At 26.0% G+C, this 22,363-nt stretch carries 19 protein-coding genes and 1 pseudogene; 10 read left to right on the forward strand and 10 right to left on the reverse strand.

Translation table 11 applies throughout. The features are described from left to right. Positions 1–9: 9 nt before the first annotated feature. From BRE_RS06515 to BRE_RS04695, 7 genes are all read left to right on the forward strand, one after another. Positions 10–510: a hypothetical protein gene (locus tag BRE_RS06515; protein ID WP_232212735.1), complete on the forward strand. Its 501-nt coding sequence runs from the start codon at positions 10–12 to the stop codon at positions 508–510. 170 nt (positions 511–680) lie between these two features. Further along, entirely contained in the window at positions 681–989 is a 309-nt protein-coding gene (locus BRE_RS06520) for a hypothetical protein (protein ID WP_232212736.1), read from the forward strand. Between the two features lie 185 nt (positions 990–1,174). Beyond that, positions 1,175–2,977, forward strand: a complete 1,803-nt coding sequence (locus tag BRE_RS04675) for a BTA121 domain-containing protein surface lipoprotein (RefSeq protein ID WP_156768696.1) — start codon at positions 1,175–1,177, stop codon at positions 2,975–2,977. Between the two features lie 203 nt (positions 2,978–3,180). Continuing rightward, positions 3,181–5,040 carry a BTA121 domain-containing protein surface lipoprotein gene (locus BRE_RS06525; RefSeq protein ID WP_012539313.1) on the forward strand — a complete coding sequence of 620 codons (1,860 nt, stop codon included), beginning with the start codon at positions 3,181–3,183 and terminating at the stop codon, positions 5,038–5,040. 144 nt (positions 5,041–5,184) lie between these two features. Further along, complete coding sequence (locus BRE_RS04685) at positions 5,185–6,618, forward strand: BTA121 domain-containing protein surface lipoprotein (protein WP_012539314.1); 1,434 nt, start codon at positions 5,185–5,187, stop codon at positions 6,616–6,618. A gap of 117 nt (positions 6,619–6,735) precedes the next feature. Then, on the forward strand, positions 6,736–7,305 hold the full coding sequence (locus BRE_RS04690; RefSeq protein ID WP_041178216.1) for a hypothetical protein: 570 nt from the start codon (positions 6,736–6,738) through the stop codon (positions 7,303–7,305). A 148-nt stretch (positions 7,306–7,453) separates the two neighbouring features. After that, positions 7,454–7,777 (forward strand): hypothetical protein, encoded by a 324-nt coding sequence (locus BRE_RS04695; protein ID WP_156768697.1) that lies wholly within the window; start codon positions 7,454–7,456, stop codon positions 7,775–7,777. Between the two features lie 264 nt (positions 7,778–8,041). Here BRE_RS04695 and BRE_RS04700 read toward each other — a convergent pair whose 3' ends face one another. From BRE_RS04700 to BRE_RS04715, 4 genes are all read right to left on the reverse strand, one after another. Next, positions 8,042–10,267 carry a hypothetical protein gene (locus BRE_RS04700; protein ID WP_232212737.1) on the reverse strand — a complete coding sequence of 742 codons (2,226 nt, stop codon included), beginning with the start codon at positions 10,265–10,267 and terminating at the stop codon, positions 8,042–8,044. Between the two features lie 261 nt (positions 10,268–10,528). After that, a complete protein-coding gene (locus tag BRE_RS04705; protein WP_232212738.1) occupies positions 10,529–11,485 on the reverse strand; it encodes a hypothetical protein in 957 nt (318 codons plus the stop codon). A 223-nt stretch (positions 11,486–11,708) separates the two neighbouring features. Further along, complete coding sequence (locus BRE_RS04710; protein WP_232212739.1) at positions 11,709–12,308, reverse strand: hypothetical protein; 600 nt, start codon at positions 12,306–12,308, stop codon at positions 11,709–11,711. Between the two features lie 303 nt (positions 12,309–12,611). Continuing rightward, positions 12,612–13,040 (reverse strand): hypothetical protein, encoded by a 429-nt coding sequence (locus BRE_RS04715; RefSeq protein ID WP_012539318.1) that lies wholly within the window; start codon positions 13,038–13,040, stop codon positions 12,612–12,614. A 235-nt stretch (positions 13,041–13,275) separates the two neighbouring features. Between BRE_RS04715 and BRE_RS04720 the strand changes: the two genes are divergently transcribed. From BRE_RS04720 to BRE_RS04730, 3 genes are all read left to right on the forward strand, one after another. Then, complete coding sequence (locus BRE_RS04720; RefSeq protein ID WP_012539319.1) at positions 13,276–14,088, forward strand: S2/P23 family protein; 813 nt, start codon at positions 13,276–13,278, stop codon at positions 14,086–14,088. Positions 14,089–14,351: 263 nt separating this feature from the next. Beyond that, complete coding sequence (locus BRE_RS04725) at positions 14,352–15,152, forward strand: S2/P23 family protein (RefSeq protein ID WP_012539320.1); 801 nt, start codon at positions 14,352–14,354, stop codon at positions 15,150–15,152. A 599-nt stretch (positions 15,153–15,751) separates the two neighbouring features. Further along, positions 15,752–16,204, forward strand: coding sequence for a hypothetical protein (locus BRE_RS04730; RefSeq protein ID WP_232212740.1), 453 nt, complete (start codon positions 15,752–15,754; stop codon positions 16,202–16,204). Between the two features lie 377 nt (positions 16,205–16,581). Here the strand turns inward: BRE_RS04730 and BRE_RS04735 are convergent. The 6 genes and pseudogenes from BRE_RS04735 to BRE_RS04760 form a co-directional block, all read right to left on the reverse strand. Continuing rightward, a pseudogene (locus tag BRE_RS04735) lies at positions 16,582–17,953 on the reverse strand (PBSX family phage terminase large subunit). Further along, positions 17,938–18,489 carry a hypothetical protein gene (locus tag BRE_RS04740; RefSeq protein ID WP_012539323.1) on the reverse strand — a complete coding sequence of 184 codons (552 nt, stop codon included), beginning with the start codon at positions 18,487–18,489 and terminating at the stop codon, positions 17,938–17,940. The pseudogene BRE_RS04735 and the gene BRE_RS04740 overlap by 16 nt, the downstream one beginning before the upstream one ends. Positions 18,490–19,306: 817 nt before the next feature. Further along, the gene (locus tag BRE_RS04745) at positions 19,307–19,852 is read right to left on the reverse strand and encodes a chromosome replication/partitioning protein (protein WP_041178219.1); all 546 of its coding nucleotides are present in this window, start codon (positions 19,850–19,852) and stop codon (positions 19,307–19,309) included. Positions 19,853–19,908: 56 nt separating this feature from the next. After that, positions 19,909–20,664: a ParA family protein gene (locus BRE_RS04750; protein WP_012539325.1), complete on the reverse strand. Its 756-nt coding sequence runs from the start codon at positions 20,662–20,664 to the stop codon at positions 19,909–19,911. Continuing rightward, positions 20,640–21,203 (reverse strand): DUF226 domain-containing protein, encoded by a 564-nt coding sequence (locus BRE_RS04755; RefSeq protein WP_012539326.1) that lies wholly within the window; start codon positions 21,201–21,203, stop codon positions 20,640–20,642. The genes BRE_RS04750 and BRE_RS04755 overlap by 25 nt, the downstream gene beginning before the upstream one ends. A 27-nt stretch (positions 21,204–21,230) precedes the next feature. Beyond that, complete coding sequence (locus BRE_RS04760; protein WP_012539327.1) at positions 21,231–22,340, reverse strand: plasmid maintenance protein; 1,110 nt, start codon at positions 22,338–22,340, stop codon at positions 21,231–21,233. Positions 22,341–22,363: the final 23 nt, after the last annotated feature.

A 22,363-nucleotide genomic window follows, 5' to 3' on the forward strand; every position in this document is an offset into this window, starting at 1 on the left:
TACTTACTAATGAGCTGTAATCCACAGGCAGGACAAAATACCAATAATAAAAAGACCAATAATAAAGATTCCAGATTAGCCCCAGCAAAGGATCAAACAAAAGTAAATGAAGAAGTTGCAAAAATAACAAAACAATTGCCTCTTGAAACACAGGAAGCACTAATCTTTTTAACAAACATTTTAAATAATAACACTATAGAACCAAACATCAGCATCTACACAGATGAGAAAATGAACAATTTCATCATACATTTAGGACCACAAAAAATTAAAGATATGGTTATAAATATTGTACTAGCATTAAAAATCATAAAAAATATAGAAGCCAAAATTCAAGAAATAAATGTAAATAATCTAAACAAAAATGTATTAATTGATGAGCTAAAAAATGAAATAAATAAGTACAAAATAGCTCTTAAAAGAGTTGCCAATCAAGAATTTTTTGATATTGCAAAAATCAACATTCAAAACACACCTATTACTGAAATTATAGATATGCAAAAAAAGTAAAACGAGCTATAGATGCTCAAGAAAAAATAATAAAAAAGCTTGCAGAGTATAAACATAGACCATTAAATTACTTAATAAAAGCTATAATAAATGAAAACACTAATAAATATGATAACTATAATAAATTTAATAAATTCTTATTATATATAGGCGTAAAGAAAGTATCAGACATGCTTATAAACATTAAAAAACATATTATCTGTGCAGAAAGTGCAGCAAGAAAATCTGGTATCATCAAAGATGAAACACACAAAACTAACTTAAATAATCAACTATCAAAAATTCACACAAATTTCAAAAAATCACTAAGAGAAGCTTTTGAGCATGATGATTTTGATATTATTGAGCAAAGCATTAATAATGTTTCTTATCTAGATGAATTTGAGCAAATAGAAACTGAGGCAAAAAGAATTTTCAACAGCCTATTAACATCTACCCCCATGAAAATCGATTATGACTCCGTTAAGATTGATTTTTAATATATTATTTATTTAAGTGTAAAATTTTTAAACTTTAATTTTAACTATGATTGTAGATTAAAATTAAAGTTTTTTTTATTTAACCAAAATAAATTTTTTAAAATTTTAAATTAAAAATATTGTTATATATTGTTGGATACTGCGCACAAAATAAAATGCGTTTAAAAACAGGAGGATATTTATTTATGCAAAAACTACTACTGATACTAATTATTTCTCATTTAATCACAAGCTGCAATCAACAAACTAAAACTCCCACTCTTGCTCAAGACAAAGATGACCAGGATTTAATACAAACAACACGCACAAAAAGAAAGTTAAAAACAATACTAAATACAGAAGCTCAAAAAATAACAAAACATCTAACTATTGAAGAAAATGAAACATTGGATTTTATGATAGATATTTTACAAGATGACACCATAGCCAAAAACATTGAAATTCATACAGATCAAAAAATTAATGACATGATAATATATTTAGGAACACAAAAAATTAAAGATATGGTAGGAAATATTAACCAAGTATTAAAAGCCATCAAAAACGCAAAAATCAAAATTCAAGAAATTAATGACAATAATCCCCATAAAACTGAATTAAATAATCGATTGGAAAAAGAAATAAATAAACATAAAGTAATCATTAAAAATGCTGTTAATTACAAATCTTTTGATATTACAAAAGACGACACTCAAAACGCAACTATTGACATTATTGAAATAATAGACATACAAAATGAAGCAACACAAGCCATAGATGCTCAAACAAAAGAAAATGCCCTAAAAGACGATCATAAAAATGCATTACGTTATTTGCGAAGTGCCTTAACAGAAAACAATGCTTATACACACAAACAATTTAATTACTTAATATCAAATCTCGTTCTAGATGAAATTAAAGACATGCTTACAAATATTGCAATGGAACTTGAACATAAAATAAATGCAATAAATTATATTACTCAAATTAATGATACTACACAAAAAACTAACTTAAATAATGAAATAGAAAACGCTGACAAAAATTTCAAAGACTTACTTAAAATAGCCTTTAATTATTGCATACCTTCTCCTCATGTTACTAAACAAAACATTAAAAAAATTCCTCCTAATAACTTTATAGCAATCAAAAACAAAGCAAAACAGGCCATAGATAATCAAGGCTCTCTATCTGCAATAACAAAATTACTAGACACTCAACAAAAGAAAGCACTAGAATTTATAATAGACATCTTACAAAACGAAAAAATATACCCATATCAAAAAACTTATACAAGTGAAGAAACTGATAACTTGATAATATATTTAGGAGAGCAACAAATTAAAGAAATGGTCGTAAATACTGTAAAAGCATTAGAAGAAATAGAAAAGGCAGAGCTCAATATTCAAAAAATCAATGATAATAATCCACAAAAAATTCAATTAAACAAACAATTAAATGAAGAAATAAAAAATTATCAACAAGATATTAAAGAAGCTGCCAATTATATGTCTTATGATCTTGCAAAAATTAATATTCAAAACATACCTATTACTTATATTATAGAAATAAGACGGGCTGCAGAAATTCAAAATACAATAGTAGATCATATAACTCCTTATGATGAGTATGCTCAAAATACATTTAATTACCTAAAAAACGCCGTAGCAGAACAAAATAATTCTAGACATGACGAATTTAATCAATTTATATTGCAAATAGGTCCAGAAAAAACCAAAGAACTAATTATACCCTTTGCAAAAAAAATGAAAGCAATAGGATATACAAAAATATATATTAACCATATAAGAGATCGAAATACAAAAGACAGGTTAAAAAGCGAATTAGAAAACGCCCATCAAATCCTAAAAAAGTCAATTAAAAATATCTTTCAAGATAATAAGCCTTATTTTAATAATATTAATCAAAAACTCCAAGCAATTTCTTTTGATATATTTAAAAAAATCGATGAACAAGCACTCCAAATTTATAGAAGTCAAACAGGATAACAAATACTATATGATCAATATGCTTAAAATTGCCAAAAACAAATATATAAGCATATCCAATTGACACAATGTAAAATTAAAATCCCTACCTGATTATACAAAATAGGGATTTTAATTATCTTATCTAATTAAATTTACATTCAATCAAATTTTAAATAAACTTTAGTATAGTATATAATAAATTTAAAGATGAGAGAATATTTATGCAAAAATGGTTAAAGTCAATAATTATTTTATGTTCACTTCTAAGCTGTAATACACAAGGAAATAAGCCAGATAATAAAACTAACTTCAATTTAATAATGCCAAATACAAAAGCTAAAGCAACAACAAAAAAACTCAATCTTGATGTAAATGAAGCATTAATTTTTTTAATAAATATTTTAACAAACAATACTATAGCCAACAATATCAAAATTTATACAGATGAAAAAATTAATGCGTTTATAATGTATTTTACCCCGCAACAAATTGATGAAATGGTTACAAATATTATAAAAGTAATAGAAATTAAAAAAAATATAAAAGACAATATCAAAATACTAAATGATGATGATAATCATATGCCAACACATCTCAAAATGTCATTAATAAATCAATTAAATGAAAAATTAGAAAAAGAAATAAATAATTACAAAATAGCTATTAAAATAGCTGCTAACCACGAGTCCTTTGATGTTGCAAAAATCAATATTCAAAACATACCTATCACCAACATTACAAAAATTAAAGATGAAGCAAAACGCGCTGTTGATGTTCAAAATACAATTATAATAAAGGCAAATGCAAAAGCTATAGAAGCAAAGCTAAATCCTAGCGAAAAAGATGCATTAAAGTTTATAACAGAAACTCTACAAGATACAACTATAAACAAAAATAACACAATCTATACAGATACTCAAATTAATAAATTTATAAACTATTTAAGAGAGCAACAAATTAAAGAAATGGTCGAAAATACTCTAAAAGCATTAGAAGAAATAGAAAATGCAAAAGCCAACATCAAAATACTACATGACTATAAACAACAGAAAGCTGAATTAAGTAAGCAATTAACAGAAGAAATAAATAATTACAAAATAGCTATTAAAATAGCTGCTGATCATGAGTCTTTTGATATTACAAAAATCAACATTCAAAACATACCTATCACCAACATTACAAAAATTAAAGATGAAGCAAAACGCGCTGTTGATGTTCAAAATACAATTATAATAAAGGCAAATGCAAAAGCTATAGAAGCAAAGCTAAATCCTAGCGAAAAAGATGCATTAAAGTTTATAATAGAAACTCTACAAGATACAACTATAAACAAAAATAACACAATCTATACAGATACTCAAATTAATAAATTTATAAACTATTTAAGAGAGCAACAAATTAAAGAAATGGTCGAAAATACTCTAAAAGCATTAGAAGAAATAGAAAATGCAAAAGCCAACATCAAAATACTACATGACTATAAACAACAGAAAGCTGAATTAAGTAAGCAATTAACAGAAGAAATAAATAATTACAAAATAGCTATTAAAATAGCTGCTGATCATGAGTCTTTTGATATTACAAAAATCAACATTCAAAACATACCTATCACCAACATTACAAAAATTAAAGATGAAGCAAAACGCGCTGTTGATGTTCAAAATACAATAACAGCACATCTTCCTAACAATAATGAAAAGTATGCATATGCATTAATTTATTTAACTAAAACTTTGCCAGAAGGAAACTCTTACACATATGATAAATTTAACATATTTATATTAAACATAGGTTTAGATAAAACTAAAGACATGCTTACACATCTTGCAAAAGAATTTCCTAAGGTATCAACTACAGAAAACGCTGTTATGAGTTATATTAAAGATATTTCACAGAAGTCTAAATTAAATGCTGATCTACAAGAAGCCCACAAAGATTTACAAAAATCAATTAGAACAGCTTTTAGCAATGGTACACTGCCTTTGGACGCTATTAAACAAAACTTTAAAAAAATCAATTTTCACAAATTTGAAGAAATAAAAGCTCAAGCAGACCTAATACTTAAAAATCAATTTCCATAACAAATACTAAAAATCAATATTATTTGTGTCAATAAAATAAACAATTGTCCTATATCTCAAATCTATAAATTTGGAATGTTTGCTCATCTGTGATAACATGATAAATGTGTTACACGCAAATAAGATTGAGAAGAAAAAGTATTTATGCAAAAATGGTTAAAGTCAATAATTATTTTATGTTCACTTATAAGCTGTAATACACAAGGAAATAAACCAACTAATATAACTAACTTCAATTCAATGAAGTTAAACATAAAAGACAAAATAAAAACAGAAAATTTCCATATTGATGCAAGTGAAGCATTAATTTTTTTAATCAACATTTTAACAGAAAATACTGTAGCCAACAATATTAAAATTTATACAGATGAAAAAATTAATGCGTTTATAATGTATTTTACCCCGCAACAAATTGATGAAATGGTTACAAATATTATAAAAGTAATAGAAATTAAAAAAAATATAAAAGACAATATCAAAATACTAAATAATGATGATAATCATATGCCAACACATCTCAAAATGTCATTAATAAATCAATTAAATGAAAAATTAGAAAAAGAAATAAACAATTACAAACTAGCTATTAAAATAGCTGCTAACCACGAGTCCTTTGATGTTGCAAAAATTAATATTCAAAACATATCTATCACTAAAATTATAGAAATCCAAGATGAATCAAAACGCGCTGTTGATTTAAAAAATGAAATTACAATGATTACGAATGCACAAATTATAGAAAACAATCTAGATCCTAGCGAAAGAAATGCATTACAGTTTATAAAAAAAACTCTACAAGATACAACTATAAACACAAATAACACAATCTATACAAATAATAAAATTTATAAGTTTATAAACTATTTAAGAGAGCAACAAATTAAAGAAATGGTCGCAAATACTCTAAAAGCATTAGAAGAGATAGAAAATGCAAAAGCCAATATCAAAATGATTGTCTATATGAGCCAGCAAAATCACTCATATGAATTATTTCACAAATTAGAAAAAGAAATAAATAATTACAAAATAGCTATTAAAATAGCTGCTGATCATAAGTCTTTTGATGTTACAAAAATCAACATTCAAAACATACCTATCACCAACATTACAAAAATTAAAGATGAAGCAAAACGCGCTGTTGATGTTCAAAATACAATAATAGCACATCTTCCTGGTCCTGATTTACAATATGAGGATACAATATTTTACTTAAAGGAAATTTTTCCAGAAGGAAACTCTTATACATATGATACATTTAACAAATTTATACTAAATATACATTTAGATAAAGCTAAATACCTACTTACACATTTCACAAAAGAATTTACTATGATAAACAATACAGTAAAGATAGTTAATCGTATTAAAAATACTTCACACAAATCTAAATTAAATTTTGTTATACAACAAGCCCTCAAAGATTTACAACAATCAATGAGAACAGCTTTTGGTAATGGTACACCTCCTTTAGATACTATTAAACAAAACTTTCAAAATGTTAATTTTCACAAATTTGAAGAAATAAAAACTAAAGTACTCCAAATTTACAGAGAGGAAAATTCACAGATTAAAAAATAGACAACTTCTTAGGCAAAAGTAAATTTAAATAATAATAATATTGTTATATATTCGTAATTGTGATATATCATAAAACATATTAAAAAAAATTAACGATATTTATAATGGAGAATATTTATGCAAAAAACATTAAAAATATTTATGGCTTTATGCTTTTTAATAAGCTATAAAACGCAAACAAGTCCAAAAATTACTAGTACCGAGATTAAGAAACATTTAATGTCAACTCTAACAGAATTCGAAGAAACTCCACAAGAGAGAAGAACGATTATAAAACCTAGTGCTATTATAAACACTAATACCAGAGGACCTCAAGACATTGAGGAGGCATTAAATTTTATAAAAGAAGCTTTAAATCAAGCTACAAGTCAAAATCGCAAAATTGATGCAGATGCAAAAATTAATGGATTGACCAAAGACTTAAACCAACAACAAATTAGCACAATGCTTAAAAATATAATAACAATATTAAAAATCAAAAAAAACATAGACAATCTACTTACTCAAAATAACAAGATAAAAGAGAATTGTTATCAAATAAAGTCTTGGACAGAGGAAATAACAAAAAATCTCGAAACACAATTAACAGTCACAATAAATAATTACCATAAAGAAATTGCAAAAGCTATTGTTGAAAATTCATCTAATAATGCCATAAGACATGATATTAAAAAAAATATCAAATAATAGTATCAAAGAAATACAAGACCAATTATATCTTCTTACAACTATTGTAAAAGACATAATACAACATCTAACTCTCCAGGAAAAAAAGGCACTCTCATTATTGCAAACCCTTTTAAAAGCGATGGCTTATTATACACATGAGGATTTTATGAAATTTATAATAAATATAAAGCTACAGGGAACTAGAGATATGATAAAAAATCTTGCACAAGCAATGCAACTTAAAGCAGAGATAGATATACTCATAACACAAATCCAAGATAAGAAAAAAGTAGAACAAATACAAGCTCAAGTACAAACTGCTTATATTAAAAATTATTTAGCTACATTTGACAAACCTATTATTACTCTGCATGATTTTGATGAGACACAAAAATACATTACAAACACCAACCCTAATAACGAATTGCAAAAAATTAAAGCTCAAGCAAAAAAGATTAAAGATGAACAATCCGCAACACAAAATCCATAGGATAAAAAAGATGATACAACTAATCCATAAATTTAAATATAAAACAAAACTACTAACAATTTGCTCTTAGCAACTTTTATAAGCTTCAATAAATAATACAAAAATAAAATCTCCATTTAGTTTTATATAAGATGGAGATTCTCATTTAATTTTAAATAAAATAGAATAAATAAAATAAGAACCTACCTAATATGCAAACCTCAGGCAAGTCCTTATTTATATTACAGGGTAAATTTTTATTATATGCTTATCAATTTTTAAATATTAATTCACAATTTGTGTCCTAGACTCAATTACAGACTTTAATTCTCTAACATTTTTTCCTTTAGGAGAACTATCAGAAAATGCATCTTTTAAATCTTCAAACATCTGTAATTCAGATTTATAATTATCCCCAACACTATCATAAAGAGTATCGGTTAGTGCCTGAAACAACAAACTCACAATAGTTCCTCTATATTTATCAGATCTAAGAGTATTGCTTATTAAAACGTCAATCTCATCGTTATTTAACTGATCTTTAATATTAATATCAAAAATAATATTTCTAGCTTTCATATCCCAAATAATATTTTCAACCCAATTTCGAAGCTCAAAAGAATAAGAAATTTTCTCTCTAATAAACTGATATATTCCCTCAATAGCTCGTACCAATTCTTTTCGCTTTACAAAATCAGAATCATTTTTCTTTAACCAATCAAATAACTTTTTATGACCAGCTTCTAATTTACTCTCATCCTCTGCTCTTCCATTAACTTTAATAGCACTCTTTAAATATCCTTCCAAACGAGCAAATGCCTGTGACTCACTAGAAGTTAAACCTAAATACATGCCGTTTCCTGAATTTGAAAAATAAGAAGTAGGATCAATGCCAACAAGTATACTAGAACCCATATTTTGCAGAGTATCTATAACAAAAGTTCCAGCATCGTGAATAACACCAATAGCAGCTTCTGCACCTTGTACAGCAGCTGTCACTAAAGTATCTGCTTTATTAATAACAGCTTCAACTCCATCGCCAATTCCATGAACAATTCCATCAACAACATTATCAACAATTTTATTTCCTGATACTGAAACAGATTTACCCAAAGATTTATCTGCAGACTTAAAGTTACTATTGGATTCGACATTACTTCGTGCTTTTCCACTTCGTGTTTTTACATTTTGTGTTTTTACATTTTGTGTTTTTACATTTTGTGTTTGAGAAGTTGATGCTTTAGAAGTTGATGATTTAGAAGTTGATGATTTAGAAGTTGAAACTTGTCCTCCTTTAACTTCTATATCTTGTACCTTAGAAGCTGATGTTTCCTTCAATGACACAACAGGCTTATTTTCCTTAGCAACAGGAATATTAGAAGTAGGATTAGAAGTAGGAACATTAATCTTTCTCTCCTCTTCAACCACATTACTATCAAGCATATTAGACTGAGAAACCAAATTAAAATGTAAACTCTCACCAGATACAATACCTTCTGTCACTCTATTATCTATTAAAGAAGAACCCAAGTTAACACCTTTTACATCTCTATGCTCATCCTTATCAATAGATTCAGTAGATATAGAATTATCTTTAAGACCTAAATTAGATGTAACTTCAGGCATACTTACAGATAATACTTTTCTAGACCCATCTTCTACACCACTTAAACTTAATTTCTCTAAAGAATCAGTTACCAAATCAGTAGTTACCAAATCAGCAGTTAAATCATTCTGACTTTGAGTCTGAGGTTGAATTTGTTCTTGCACCTGATTTTGCTGCTGTTCACTAGAAACAACATCTAAACCTTGCACATCAACACTTCCCTCAGCAGCACTTCCCAACAAAGTACCAGAACCAACATCACCACCAGATCCACCATTAGAACTGCCACTACCCGAACTATCAACAGAACTATCATTACTATTATTAGGTTGTAATTCTTCTTTACTATCTTCTACTTGCTTACCATCTTTTACTTGTTCAGCACCATCTAAATTTTGACCTTCACTACTTAAACCTTCACTATTTAATACTTGTTTACCTTCTTCTCTAGCTTCTACACCTTGACTATCATCTTGTATTTTCTCAACATTCACTTTTTGCTGTTCATCAACTGATGCTACTTGCTCCTTATCACCCTTTTGATCATCTTTTTTTTGTTCATCTTTTTGTTGACCATCAGCTACTGCATCTTGCTTACCAGCCTCTCTTCCTGCTGCATCTCCATCTACCTTTTCCTTCTTATCATCCCCTTTACTTTTTCCAACAACTCCATTAAGAGAATCTTGCACCTTACCCATATCACCTTTATTTGCCCTCTTATTATCAAATTTCATACCAACAATATCACTACTCATTTTGCCAACATCAGAAGAAAAGAAATCCTTAACATCTTGAGCACGCCCAGTATTATCATTCCATAATGATTTTTGATCTCCAATATCATAAAACTTACAACAAAGTATAGAGATACTTAAAAATAAAACAATAATACCAAAATACCTCATATCTAACCTCCTTAAAAGATTTATAGACATTGAAATAAAAATATACAGCAATAAATGAAATTTACAAAGCAATTCTCTCCAAAATCATTAGATACCTTAAAACAAGGAAAATAAATAATAAAAGGGTTATCTTTAAAATTTCTATAATCTTAAAGATAACCCTTTAAATGACAAATATCAATTTTTGAAATCATAAATTAACACTATATAATCAACCTAAGTATCAAAAGCAGTATTTAAAATATAACCACATCAATAATCTCATTTTTTAAAAGAATCTTTTAATGCACTCTCTAAAATACTTCCTTCAAAAAAAGTTTTTAAATGTTCATAAATCTTATCATAATTATTACCAAATGCAGTTAATGCAAATAAAAATTCTCTTGCAAAAAATCTAATGCAAGCCCAACTCCAATCACTAGAATTTTCTTCAGAATAATCATCTAAAAAGATTTTAATATTATCGCCTTTCATATCTACAACATAAGTATCACAAAGATGTACTGTACCTTTATTTTGATCTACAAAAAAAGGCTCTCTTAAATGCCAACCTGCCATTTTTTTTCTAATCTCTTGTCTCTTTTTATTATAAAATTTTTGCATCAATGTTATCAGCTCTTTCCACTTAACAGAATCATCTCTCATCCAACCCAAAAATTTATCAACTCTACTACTAAATTTAACAATATTATCAGATATATTCCCAAAACTCTCATCAGTATCATTTGCATCATCACCTAAGTCCTTATTGTTCTGCGTTTTCTTAACAAGTTTAGGCTTAATAATATTAGAATTTTGTATTACATCAGAATTACTCTTCTCACTAGTAACTTCATCAATATCTATTCCATAATCTTTAAAATTAAAAACACCATTTTCATCTTGCATACCTACAACACCAGAACCAACAACTTCTCCAACAACTTCTCTATTTGTATTAACATCAATATCTGAAATTACTTCTGCAACATCATCACTACCCAAATAATAAATTGCCCCTTTAATTTTAAAGCCAAAATTCACAACAGACGACATTACCATCCTATCTGCACCAGTAGTTGTTGCACTTTTAAAAACAGAATCAATTAAATTACAGATTTTATTATTAGGGGAAAAATCACCCAATACCATAGCACCACAAAACTGATAACTAAATGGCAAAACATTCAAAAATATAAAAAAAATATTTAAAACACCGATTTTATTAATAAATCCCATTCTTACCTCCAAATAAATTTGTAATTTCACATTTTTCTATAATCCAAAGTTAAAAATTAGCTTGTAAATAAAAAAAGTGTATAACAATAAAATCAAAATAAAATAAAAAACTTATAAAAACTAAAGTAAATAATATATCAACGGCTATTTTGTGATTTGACCAAAATTAAAAGTTAAACATATTTTAAATATAAATTATAAAATAACATAAATTAAAATAAATCTAAAACTCATCTATACCTATATCTTCAACTTTATCTTCATCTTTATTGAATACACTAAAATCATCAGAAGATAAAAAGTTAGTAACTGAAATGTTATATTTTGCATCATCAGCAGATATCAAAGTAATTGTTAATGTTTTTTGCTTAAGTAACAATTTAAATAAAGCCTCATTAATTGAAATAGAAAAATAATTAATTACATTAACAGGATATTCTCCCACAATTTTACTATCTAAGTCATTACTTTTATTAAACTTAAAATACGGAACATCAGACGATTTAAAATCTACATCTAATTTGTTGTCATACATAAAAACCCTATCACCATCAAGCCAACTAAAAAAAACATCTTTAAAATCCATCAAATATCCATTATCAGCTACAGCAAAATGAAACTCAAAATATGGATAGGGAGCTAGTATTTTTTCTCTCTCTTCGTTTTGCAAAGACTTAAATTCATCAGAATCTTCATTAATATAATAAGCAGCAAACGAAAACTTCTGTACTCTATTTAAATTAAGATTTTCATAATAAGTAATCTTTCTCACCATATCCCTATCAGAACCACTATGATAATAACGTCCGCTCTTTTTTTTCAAAACTTCATTTAACATTTTACTTCTAATAAACATTCAAAAAAAAAAAAAAAAAACAAAAATGCTATAAAAAAACATATAACTATAACAACATATACTTTAAATATAATTACCTTAACCTTACTCATTATATTTCCTCACTAAATATTTACCTAAAAATATAAAACAAAATTTCTAATTGACTAAAAACTTATCAAAAAGATCAAAAAATTGCTTAGAACTATCAACACTAAAATTAAAACTAAAGTCAACCTTATTCTTTCCATGACTACCACGTTCAACACACTCAACATTAAATTTAAGACCTTAAGTTCTTGACATGTCACCAAGTTGTAAATGCTCTCCCAATGCAGGATCAAAATAAATATAAAATCCTGTAAGCTCTATTGAATCATCAAAAGGCAACAAATACTCTTTACCGGTTAATTCTAATGGAGCATCATAAAATCTCCACAAATTTTTGCTAGCAACTTCAATGCCATTAAAAGAAACCCTTAAAAGATTAAGAGCTTTTTTAGTCTTAATGTCAAAATTAAAAAGAATATAATTACCCTTATATTTATCACTCACATAAGGATATACAACATGAACACCACCTAAATCATTCCCTAAAACCATCTCTACCTTAACAGTGCTATCATCAACATTATGATGAATAGTAATTTTCTCTGAAGCGGATAAACGTGAACAACTAAAAACAAATGTTGTTAACATCAAAATAATATTTAATATCATAAATTATCTGCCCTCCATTATAAAATAGCGATTAAACTTTTACAATATTTTTAAATCCAAAAAAATAAATAGATAATATATAAAATAGATAGGATTATTATACGTATTAACTTATTATACTATGACTAATAGTACGTCATAATTAACATTATAACAATCAAGATGATAAAATTTTAAACTTATGCGATAATAAACACTTATGAAAAACAAATCAATTTAATAAAGGAAATACTTTATGCATACAAAAACATTATTACCAATAATTACCACTATGTTCTTCATTCAATGCAATAACGCAACAGATGAACAAATACAATATAAAATAAAAATACCAAAAGAGTCTAATACTATACATGATAAATTTTTAAGCAACATTAACAATCTCACTTCAAACACAAGCAATAAACAAATAAACTCTAAATCAATATTAACACAACTTATTCAAAAACCATATGAAACATTGGAAAGAAATAAATTAATTACAATTCCTCTTCTCTTCTTAAGTACAAAACTCACAGTAACATGGATTAAAAACAAAGCCATAAGTATTAAAGGAGAAGATGGGAAACCTTTAAATGAACTTATCAATAAAATAAGATATTCCTATTCAATATCACCTATTAAAGAAAATGAAAAATTAAGTAGTAATATTATGCCTATTGTTCTATTTGAAACAACACAAAATGGTCAGGATCTAGAAGTTACAAGTTTTACTTTAACAGATGAACCAAATTTAGACTTTAATACAAGACAATATTCATCACTAACTTCTCTTTTCTACACCCCACCAAAAACTGAAACATCACAAGAGAGTGGATATGTTAATGCACATCCATTCTGGATAGCAAATAAAAATAACGAAGTAATAAAAGCACTAACAAAAAATCAATCAATCAAAGCTAAAATAAAAGTTCAAAATAAAAATAGTAAAGTCACTACAAAATACAATATAATGCTAGAAAGCCATTATCTGTCTCAATTAATAAAAGATACACTTCAAAAATATCCAGAAATAAATACTATTGCTCCGAAATTTAAACTTTTATAAAGTTTTAAAAAATTTTTAAAAAACAAATATTATATAAAATGATTACATAAATAATATTGAACGTATAAATAATAATATTATTTATACCTATTAATTTTTATCTACTATTACATAATTACCAATATCATAATAAATTACAACATTCATAATTACTAAGGTGATAAAATTTTAAACTTATGCGATAATGAAAACTCATGAAAAATCAATTCGTTTGATGGATGACATAAAGTAATTTATAAATAAAAACTAAGGAGAAAAACCTTATGAACACAAAAATTTTATTATCAATACCTACAGTTGTAATTTGCACTCAATGCAATAATACAACAAATGAAAAATTACAATATGAAGAGAATTTATCAAGAGAAATTATTAGTAGACGTAAAGAATACATTGAAAAATTTGAAGACCTTCAAAGTAGAACAACAAATCCCACAGAAGAATTAAATAAAACTCTCAAAGAACCATATGAAACAATTGAGGGAAATAAATCAATTACAATTCCTATCCTTTTCATGCATAAAACAATAAATATAACATGGATTAAAAACAAAGCATTAACTATTAACGGACTAGACAGCAAACCCATAAGCGAACTTCAAAATAAAATAAGATATTCCTATTCAATATCACCTATTAAAGAAGATGGAGCATTAAGTAATAAAATTATGCCTATTGTTCTATTTGAAACAACACAAAATGGGCAAGATTTTGAGGTTACAAGCTTCACTTTAATAGATGCACCAAATTTAGACTTTAATACAAGAAAATATTCAGCAGTATCTTCTCTTTTCTACACGCCACCAAAAACTGAAAAATCACAAGAGAGTGGATATGTTAATGCATATCCATTCTGGATAGCAAATAAAAATAATGAAGTAATAAAAGCACTAACACAAAGTAGATTAATTAGAGCTAAAATAAAAGTTAAAAATCCTAAAACTAGATTTGCTGAGGAATACAATATAGAACTAGACACACAGTATTTGATATTACTAATAACAGACGTACTACAAAAGAATCCAGGGTTAAGCAAAGTAGCGCCTAATTTTAACCTTAAGTGAATTAAAAAGTCAATCATTAAATTAATTATTTAAAAACAAGATTCTACACTACAGCTTAAGCAAACAATAGTGTAGGATCTTGTATCATAATAACGTTATAGCATTAACTTAATCATAAAACAAAGTTACCATTCGCTTAAATCATTATAATTTAAGAACAAAGCAAAATCTTTTAAACCCTTCAAACATCCTTAATTAATTTATAAGTCTACAACAAACACAACAAACAAAAATCTTAAATAAGATATATGCACCTACCTCAACACAAGTCAAGAAGTTAATTCTCAAAATGTCCAAGATTAATATCATAGTCCCTACTCCCTTAAGTACTTAGGTTTTTTCACATAATGTGAAAAAGAAATAAAAGATTAGATTATACCTGCACATTTCTTAACCCATGCATTATCTTATTTTCTCTAAAGAAGCATATAGCAATATTCAAATAAAACAAGTATTACTGAAAATAAAAACAATAAAATTTAAACAAATATACCTAACCAACTACATCAAATATCAATGGCTTGTACTTTTTAGTCAAAAATGATAACATGAATTATAAAATAACATTACCGTCAAAATCGGTAAAAGGAGAATGTTTAATGAAAAAAATTATTTTAAGCGCCTTCGTGGCATTATTCACTTTAATCAGTTGTGGTGACAAAAAAGTAGACCCATCAAAATACGGCACAGGAACAGGTATTAATTATGTTAAGTTTATACAAGATCCAGACAAAGTAGTAGCTCTTGCTAAAAACTTTAATGATATTAAAGATGCATTGCCTAAAGAAACAACAGATAAACCTTACAAAGAAGCAAACTTAACTGCAGCATTTACTGCCATTTCTGCACATGAAGCTAAATTCCTAAAAGCATTAGCTCTAGAAAAAGCAAGGAAAAGTGCAAAAGAAAATGAAAATGCAAACTCAACAGAAATAGACAAAGAATTTGAAACATACTTGACAGAGAATTTAAAGTTTGCTAAGGGTGATGCTAATGTAGATGGAAGTTACGCAAGTGTCATGAAAAAATTTACAGATGAATTAGTAAAATAAAATTCTAAGCAAAGTTTTTGCTTTACAAATAAATTATTAATTTATTTGTAACAAAATATAATCTATAACACTTCAGATAGATTAATAACAGATGTACTACCAGTAGTACATCTGATTTATTTTAAACTCTATTGACACACTTAAATATATTAATAACATCCATAAAACTTAAACAATTATTAACAATTAAAAATATAATAAAAATATAGAAATCTTAAAAAGACTGAACTATAATGTTATAGGTTGTGTTCACAATGGTTATTCCATTAAATTACTTTAAATAATAAAAGCTAAAGTCATTGTACTCTAGCTTTTATTTTAATGTTTTTACATTGCTTCACATAATACTTAATTGTATATAACATATAATACAAATATTAAATATATCTGCTCATACTAAAATGCTTAATTTTATCATGATATTTAAGACTTAAGAGCAAATAACAAGCACTAAGTGCATCAAGAGCATCATCTCTGCATCTAGAGAGGCCATTATAACTATAAATATCATTTATTACATTTTTATCTGTTATTTTTAAAAACTCGATACTACGGGCATTAAATAAGGGTATGAGAGTACATATTCTTACAAATTTATTACTTAAAGGTTTAACGGCTGATATTTTAAAATAATGATTCATATTTAGTCTTAAAGACGTCATAATTTTTGTTAAAAATTCATACCTATCAGTATTATCCCTATCTTCAATATAAAGGGTATTGATATTAAAATCCTCTGCAAACACACTAATTGCATGAAGAATTGATTCATCACTTATTGGCTTTTTATCTTGATAAATATAAGCATAATATTTATCACCCATCTTCTCAAACACACAAATAGCAGTATTATCCATACCAACAGAAAATGCAGGATCAATATACATAATTGGACTTTTAAATGTATATTCACAATTTAAAATTACTTCATTAAAACATGAATCAATACTGGCAGTCCATTCCCCAAGAAGCACACGAGCCTTATATGCGGACAAATTTTTATAAATTGCCTCTTGTGTTTTAATAAAATCTTTTGAATTTAAAGGATTATCATAAATACTAAAATTATATGTCCTATACACATCTCTATTATCAATATAATCAACCTTAAAGTAATGCGCAGGATGATCTGGATTTGTATCAAAAATAATTATACCTGGTTTTTGTCTTAGTCTTTTCATAATCTCAAGCAAAGTTTCTTTATGCATTAAAGTTGCTTCATTAACATAAACCAAAGCAGAATTACTACCCCTAATTTTTGTAAAAGAATCAATATTTTTACCACCATAAATATTAAGTGTAAGACCTGCAATAGTACATGTAACTTGTCTTGAATCTTTTAAAAGATATTCTATATTTAAAAGACTACATATTTTTTCTATCTGTTTTAATGTATTTGCAAGTAAAGTACCAATTGAACTTCCAAAAATAAAATTATTAGTATCTTTGTGATAATTATCTCTATTAATAATTAAAAGCTTAATAAGCAAATATGATGCCAAGAATGTCTTACCACTAGATATTCCTCCATTAAAGATTATTTTGGAACAAAAATTATTATCAATATCTCTAAGCACTTCTTTTTGTTTTAAGGTTAAATATTTATTTTCAAACAACTTAAAATCAATTTTATTATCTTTATTTTGTAAAAAAGAACTAATATCAATATTAAATTTTTTGTTTAAATTTTTTTTGTAATTTAATAAAAACAGGCAAATTATTTAATTGTACAACTACTCCAACTTTAATCCCTTGGAATTAAAAATTTTCTTTAATTTAAGTAAACATCCATAATCTTCTTTCATTTCATTTAAGATAATCTTTTTAGATAGTCGATTTTTTTTATAAATCTTATATCTTAAATCTAACTTCAATTTTTTACATAAGTCTTTATCATTATTATTGATATCTTTAGTTAATTTTAAAATCTCTTCATTGAGAGTAATAAGCCTTTTTAAATCAGAATTAATAATAATTTGCTTATATTTAAAATGAGAATTTATATAAGAATTTGCAACTTTATAAAATGATTTATAAAAACTATCACGTTCCTTCTCAAGCATATAAGCTTGACATGTTGCATCACGAGCAAGAGCATCTAAATCAAAATTCACGCAAGCATTAGTATCAAAATTATTTAAATCACTTGCAACTTCACCCAAAATATTAATCTTAGCTTTTAAAACAGTAGATTCTCTAACCCCTAAAACCTTTGCTATATCAGATATACTTAAATTTGATTTAAACAAAATACTATATTTTAATTCTTTATTTTTAAATACCATTTAAATAAATTGTAAACAAATTTTTATAAAAAAAACAAGAGTAATTTAATTCTAATACATCAAAACACTAACTTTATCAAAAAAAATAAAATCACAAAATAGATATTGGATTAGTCCAATATCTTAAGAAAAGGAGAAAAGCATAGTTAAAAATCATTCTAATGCCAAGCTTCATCATTAACAAACAACTCAACTTTAAATACAGTCTAACATAAAAAACAATTTAAATAAACAAAATTTAATATTTTTTGATATATTAATATAATAATGTATTAAATTATAAAGTCAAAAAAACATACAAAAACATTAATCACAATCCTTTCACGTCAAGAATTTTTGTCTTGACGTGAGAGAACTCACAAAAATATTCATAACAACTCTTAAATATTAAAGGGTTTATTGGAAACTCTGGCCTCAAAGTACCCCAATAAACCCTTTAAGGTAACAGGTCCTTATATTAAGAGTGACACATTGCATGTCAATCTATACTAACTATAATATATAACAATTTAAAACATTTTGCAAACATTTTCTTAAAATTTTTTCAATTTTTTTAAAAAAATTGAAAAAAAAACAAAAAAACTCTTTATTTTCATCAAAAAAAAAGCAAAACAATCTAATTTATTGATAAATAATACAAAAAATCTAATTTATTACAAAAAATATAAATTCCATCTTAATAATTTTTATAATTTATTAGATTTATTTCTAAAATCTCTGCTCTATCCATATAATAAATATGTAATAAATTTATTTATATAAAATTCAAAGACTTTTAAAAATAAATCTAAATATAATCCCATCAAAATACAATCAATTAATTTTTCACTCTTTTTGAAGATTCAAACTGAGTCACTATTTTTGCTAAAAATTCTTTTTCATCTGAGAAAACTCTCTCTAAAAGAAAACTCGTAAGTTTGGCATTTTTTTTATAAAATGCATAAGCATCAGGACATTTAAGCTGAAATCTTAAAGGTCGCAATGGATTCTGCTTAGATCGTTTTATATTAACGCCCTCTTTATTTCTTAGCAAAAACATAGTCCCATTAATACCATTGTTAATAACATACTTCTCTTCAACAATTCCTTCTTCAATAGCAGTGGCTATTTTTAAATATTTATATGTCTGAGTTCTAGCAAGTCTATAATCTTTTGCAAAATCATCAAAACTAGCATAATTATCAAGTTTATAATATTCATTATCTTTAATTTCTTTTAATACTTTCATCGCTTCAATTTTACAAAAAATTTCTTTTTGAAAGTTAATTTTCAATCTCTCTTTAAGCTTATTATAGTGAATAGATACTTGTTCTTCTGACGAAATATTTTGAGTTAAATTCCTCTTATTAACCTCTATTCCCATTTCCAACCCTCCTTTGCTTTTACGTACACTAAGTGTACGTAAGTTATAATGTAAGCTTAAACAACAAAATTCTTAATCTTGTCCATCAAAACTGAGAGTGTGTTTTGATACTCTCTTATATAATCTTTATTTAAATCAAAAACATCATTCCTAGCTATTTTTCTATTTAAATCTTCCCTCTCTGATATTGTACCCAAAAAATTGTCATTTTCCTTTAAAATATTTAATAACTCTTTATGCGTATTATTTCTTTTGAATTTAGTATTAATCAAATAAATAGGAGCTTTGATGGATAACTTGTCTATAAAAAAATTAAACAAATCCAAACTTTCAACTGCCCACTTTTCTGCTGTAATTGGCACTATAATGTAACTGCTACATACTAAAGCATTAGTTAGCGTAAAATCTAAACTAGGATTAGTATCAAGTATTATATAATCGTATTCAAATTCTAATAATTTTAATTGTTCTTTTAATCTAAATTCTTTATACGGAATAGATTCAGAATTAAATTTATGCAAAGTTAAATAACTTGGTATCAAATCCAAGTTGCTATTAACATTTACAACAGCATTATCAATATGCAAATTAGATATTAAAACCTCATATATATTTCGATTAAATAAATCTACTCCTCTTTCCTTTATTATCTTAAAATAATAACTAGTGGTCGATGCTTGGGTATCTATATCAATAATTAATACCTTAAAAGATTGAGATAGGAGAGTAGCAAATATTAAACTAGTTGTGCTCTTGCCTACTCCACCCTTAATTGATGCCACTGTAATTACTTTTGTCTCTTTTCTATCCATCTCGGAACAATACCCCCTTCCGGTAATTTTTTTCCATAAAACGCATAAAGTTTCCTCTCTAATTCTAGGAGTATACTCAGTAAAGTCTGATAATAGGAACTTCCAATCTTACCCTTTTTTAATAAATTATGTAGCCCACTTAGATAACAAAAAACACCACCTTTCTTAAATCTGAATTCAATATATTCACACTTTCTTAAAGTATAAGTTTCTCTTTTATTGAAGTTTTTTACCAAAAATGCTTTGTCTAATTTTTTAATCCCATAGTAAATACCCAAAAAATTATCATCATCTCGTATGGAAAATAAATGAAACATACTGATATCTTCTATGTTAAAAATTCCCCTAAGGGATATAAAAAATTTAGTAGGTTCGTTCTTGCTTATTCCAAACGCATAAAAATCATTAAATATTTTAGTATGATATATCTTACGATTATTAATCTCTTCTACTTTAGAAAAGATATTTTTACCCTTTTTTTGATTCTTGGGATCTATTTCCTTTTTCTTCTGCTTCAATAACTCTAGTAAAGCCACCATCCTTTCTTTTCCTTGGTATAATAAATTTTACTTTATTGTATCAAGCAGTTCGTAATAATACGTATTATCAACTACTTTACTATATTTCAATTCGTCTTGAGCATTAATAAATTTCTTTAAAGTTGGTACCAATATGCCAATATCAAATTTATGCCTCAACTGTTCTAATAATATACTAAAAATATTGTTTTTTATATCATCTCTTTCTTTTGTTTTTGATTTGCATTTTTCAGTATTCTTTTTTATTTTTTGAATTAACAAATCTAGATCCCTATATTTGTCTTGTTCTATAATAAAATGGGGCTTATTTTTGTATCTTTCATATATTTTGTTTATTTCTTGATTTAGGACATCTTCTTTATAATTTTGACTTTCCAGCTCCTTTCGTTTTAAGTCCAATATTTCTTTAAGTTCCTTTTGCTTAATCTCCTGTCTTTTAATTTTGCTTTCAATATTTTTCAAATATCCCATCCCTTCTAAAAAGCCCTTAACGCAGTTGGGAGTACCCTCTATTAACTTTCCTTTGAGTAAATTTATTTCGTCTAAAGATAGTGCTTCTATGGCTCTTTCATACTTTTTGATTTCCTTTATAAGTTCTATCTTTAAATCTTTTTCTATTTTTGAATTTAATAAAACAAGAGGAAGATCAATTTTAAAGTGGCATTTGCTTATATACTTTTTTAGTATTCTCTCTTCTATCTTTTTATTATTATTTATATTATTAATACACTCCCATTTTGGACTCCCATTTTCTTGAATATAAGTTTCTATCCTCTTTGTGAATTTGTCTATCTTTTCTTTTTTTATGTTTCGGAAATATTGATTTATCTTGGTATGACATGTTTTTTTTGGATATTTTAGCTTATAATAAATTTCGCTGCCGCATTGCTTACCTAGATGTTTGCAATAGTTGAGTGTGATTTTGTATTTTTTCTCAAGTTCATATAGATAATTTTGTAGTGTTTTTATCTTGACTTTTTGTTGTTTGTTTCTAGTTAAGTTTCCATTAAAAAAATATAAAATGTTTGTTTGTGTATATTGCTTTAATTTTAAATTCATAAAATTAAGTGTTGATATAAGTACAATCAAGTTGTATTGGTATCTGTTGGTTTTGCCTTTTATTTTTTTGATTTCCATTGTTTACTCCTAATATAAGTATT

The sequence above is a fragment of the Borrelia recurrentis A1 genome, from assembly GCF_000019705.1.
GTDB classification, from domain to species: domain Bacteria; phylum Spirochaetota; class Spirochaetia; order Borreliales; family Borreliaceae; genus Borrelia; species Borrelia duttonii.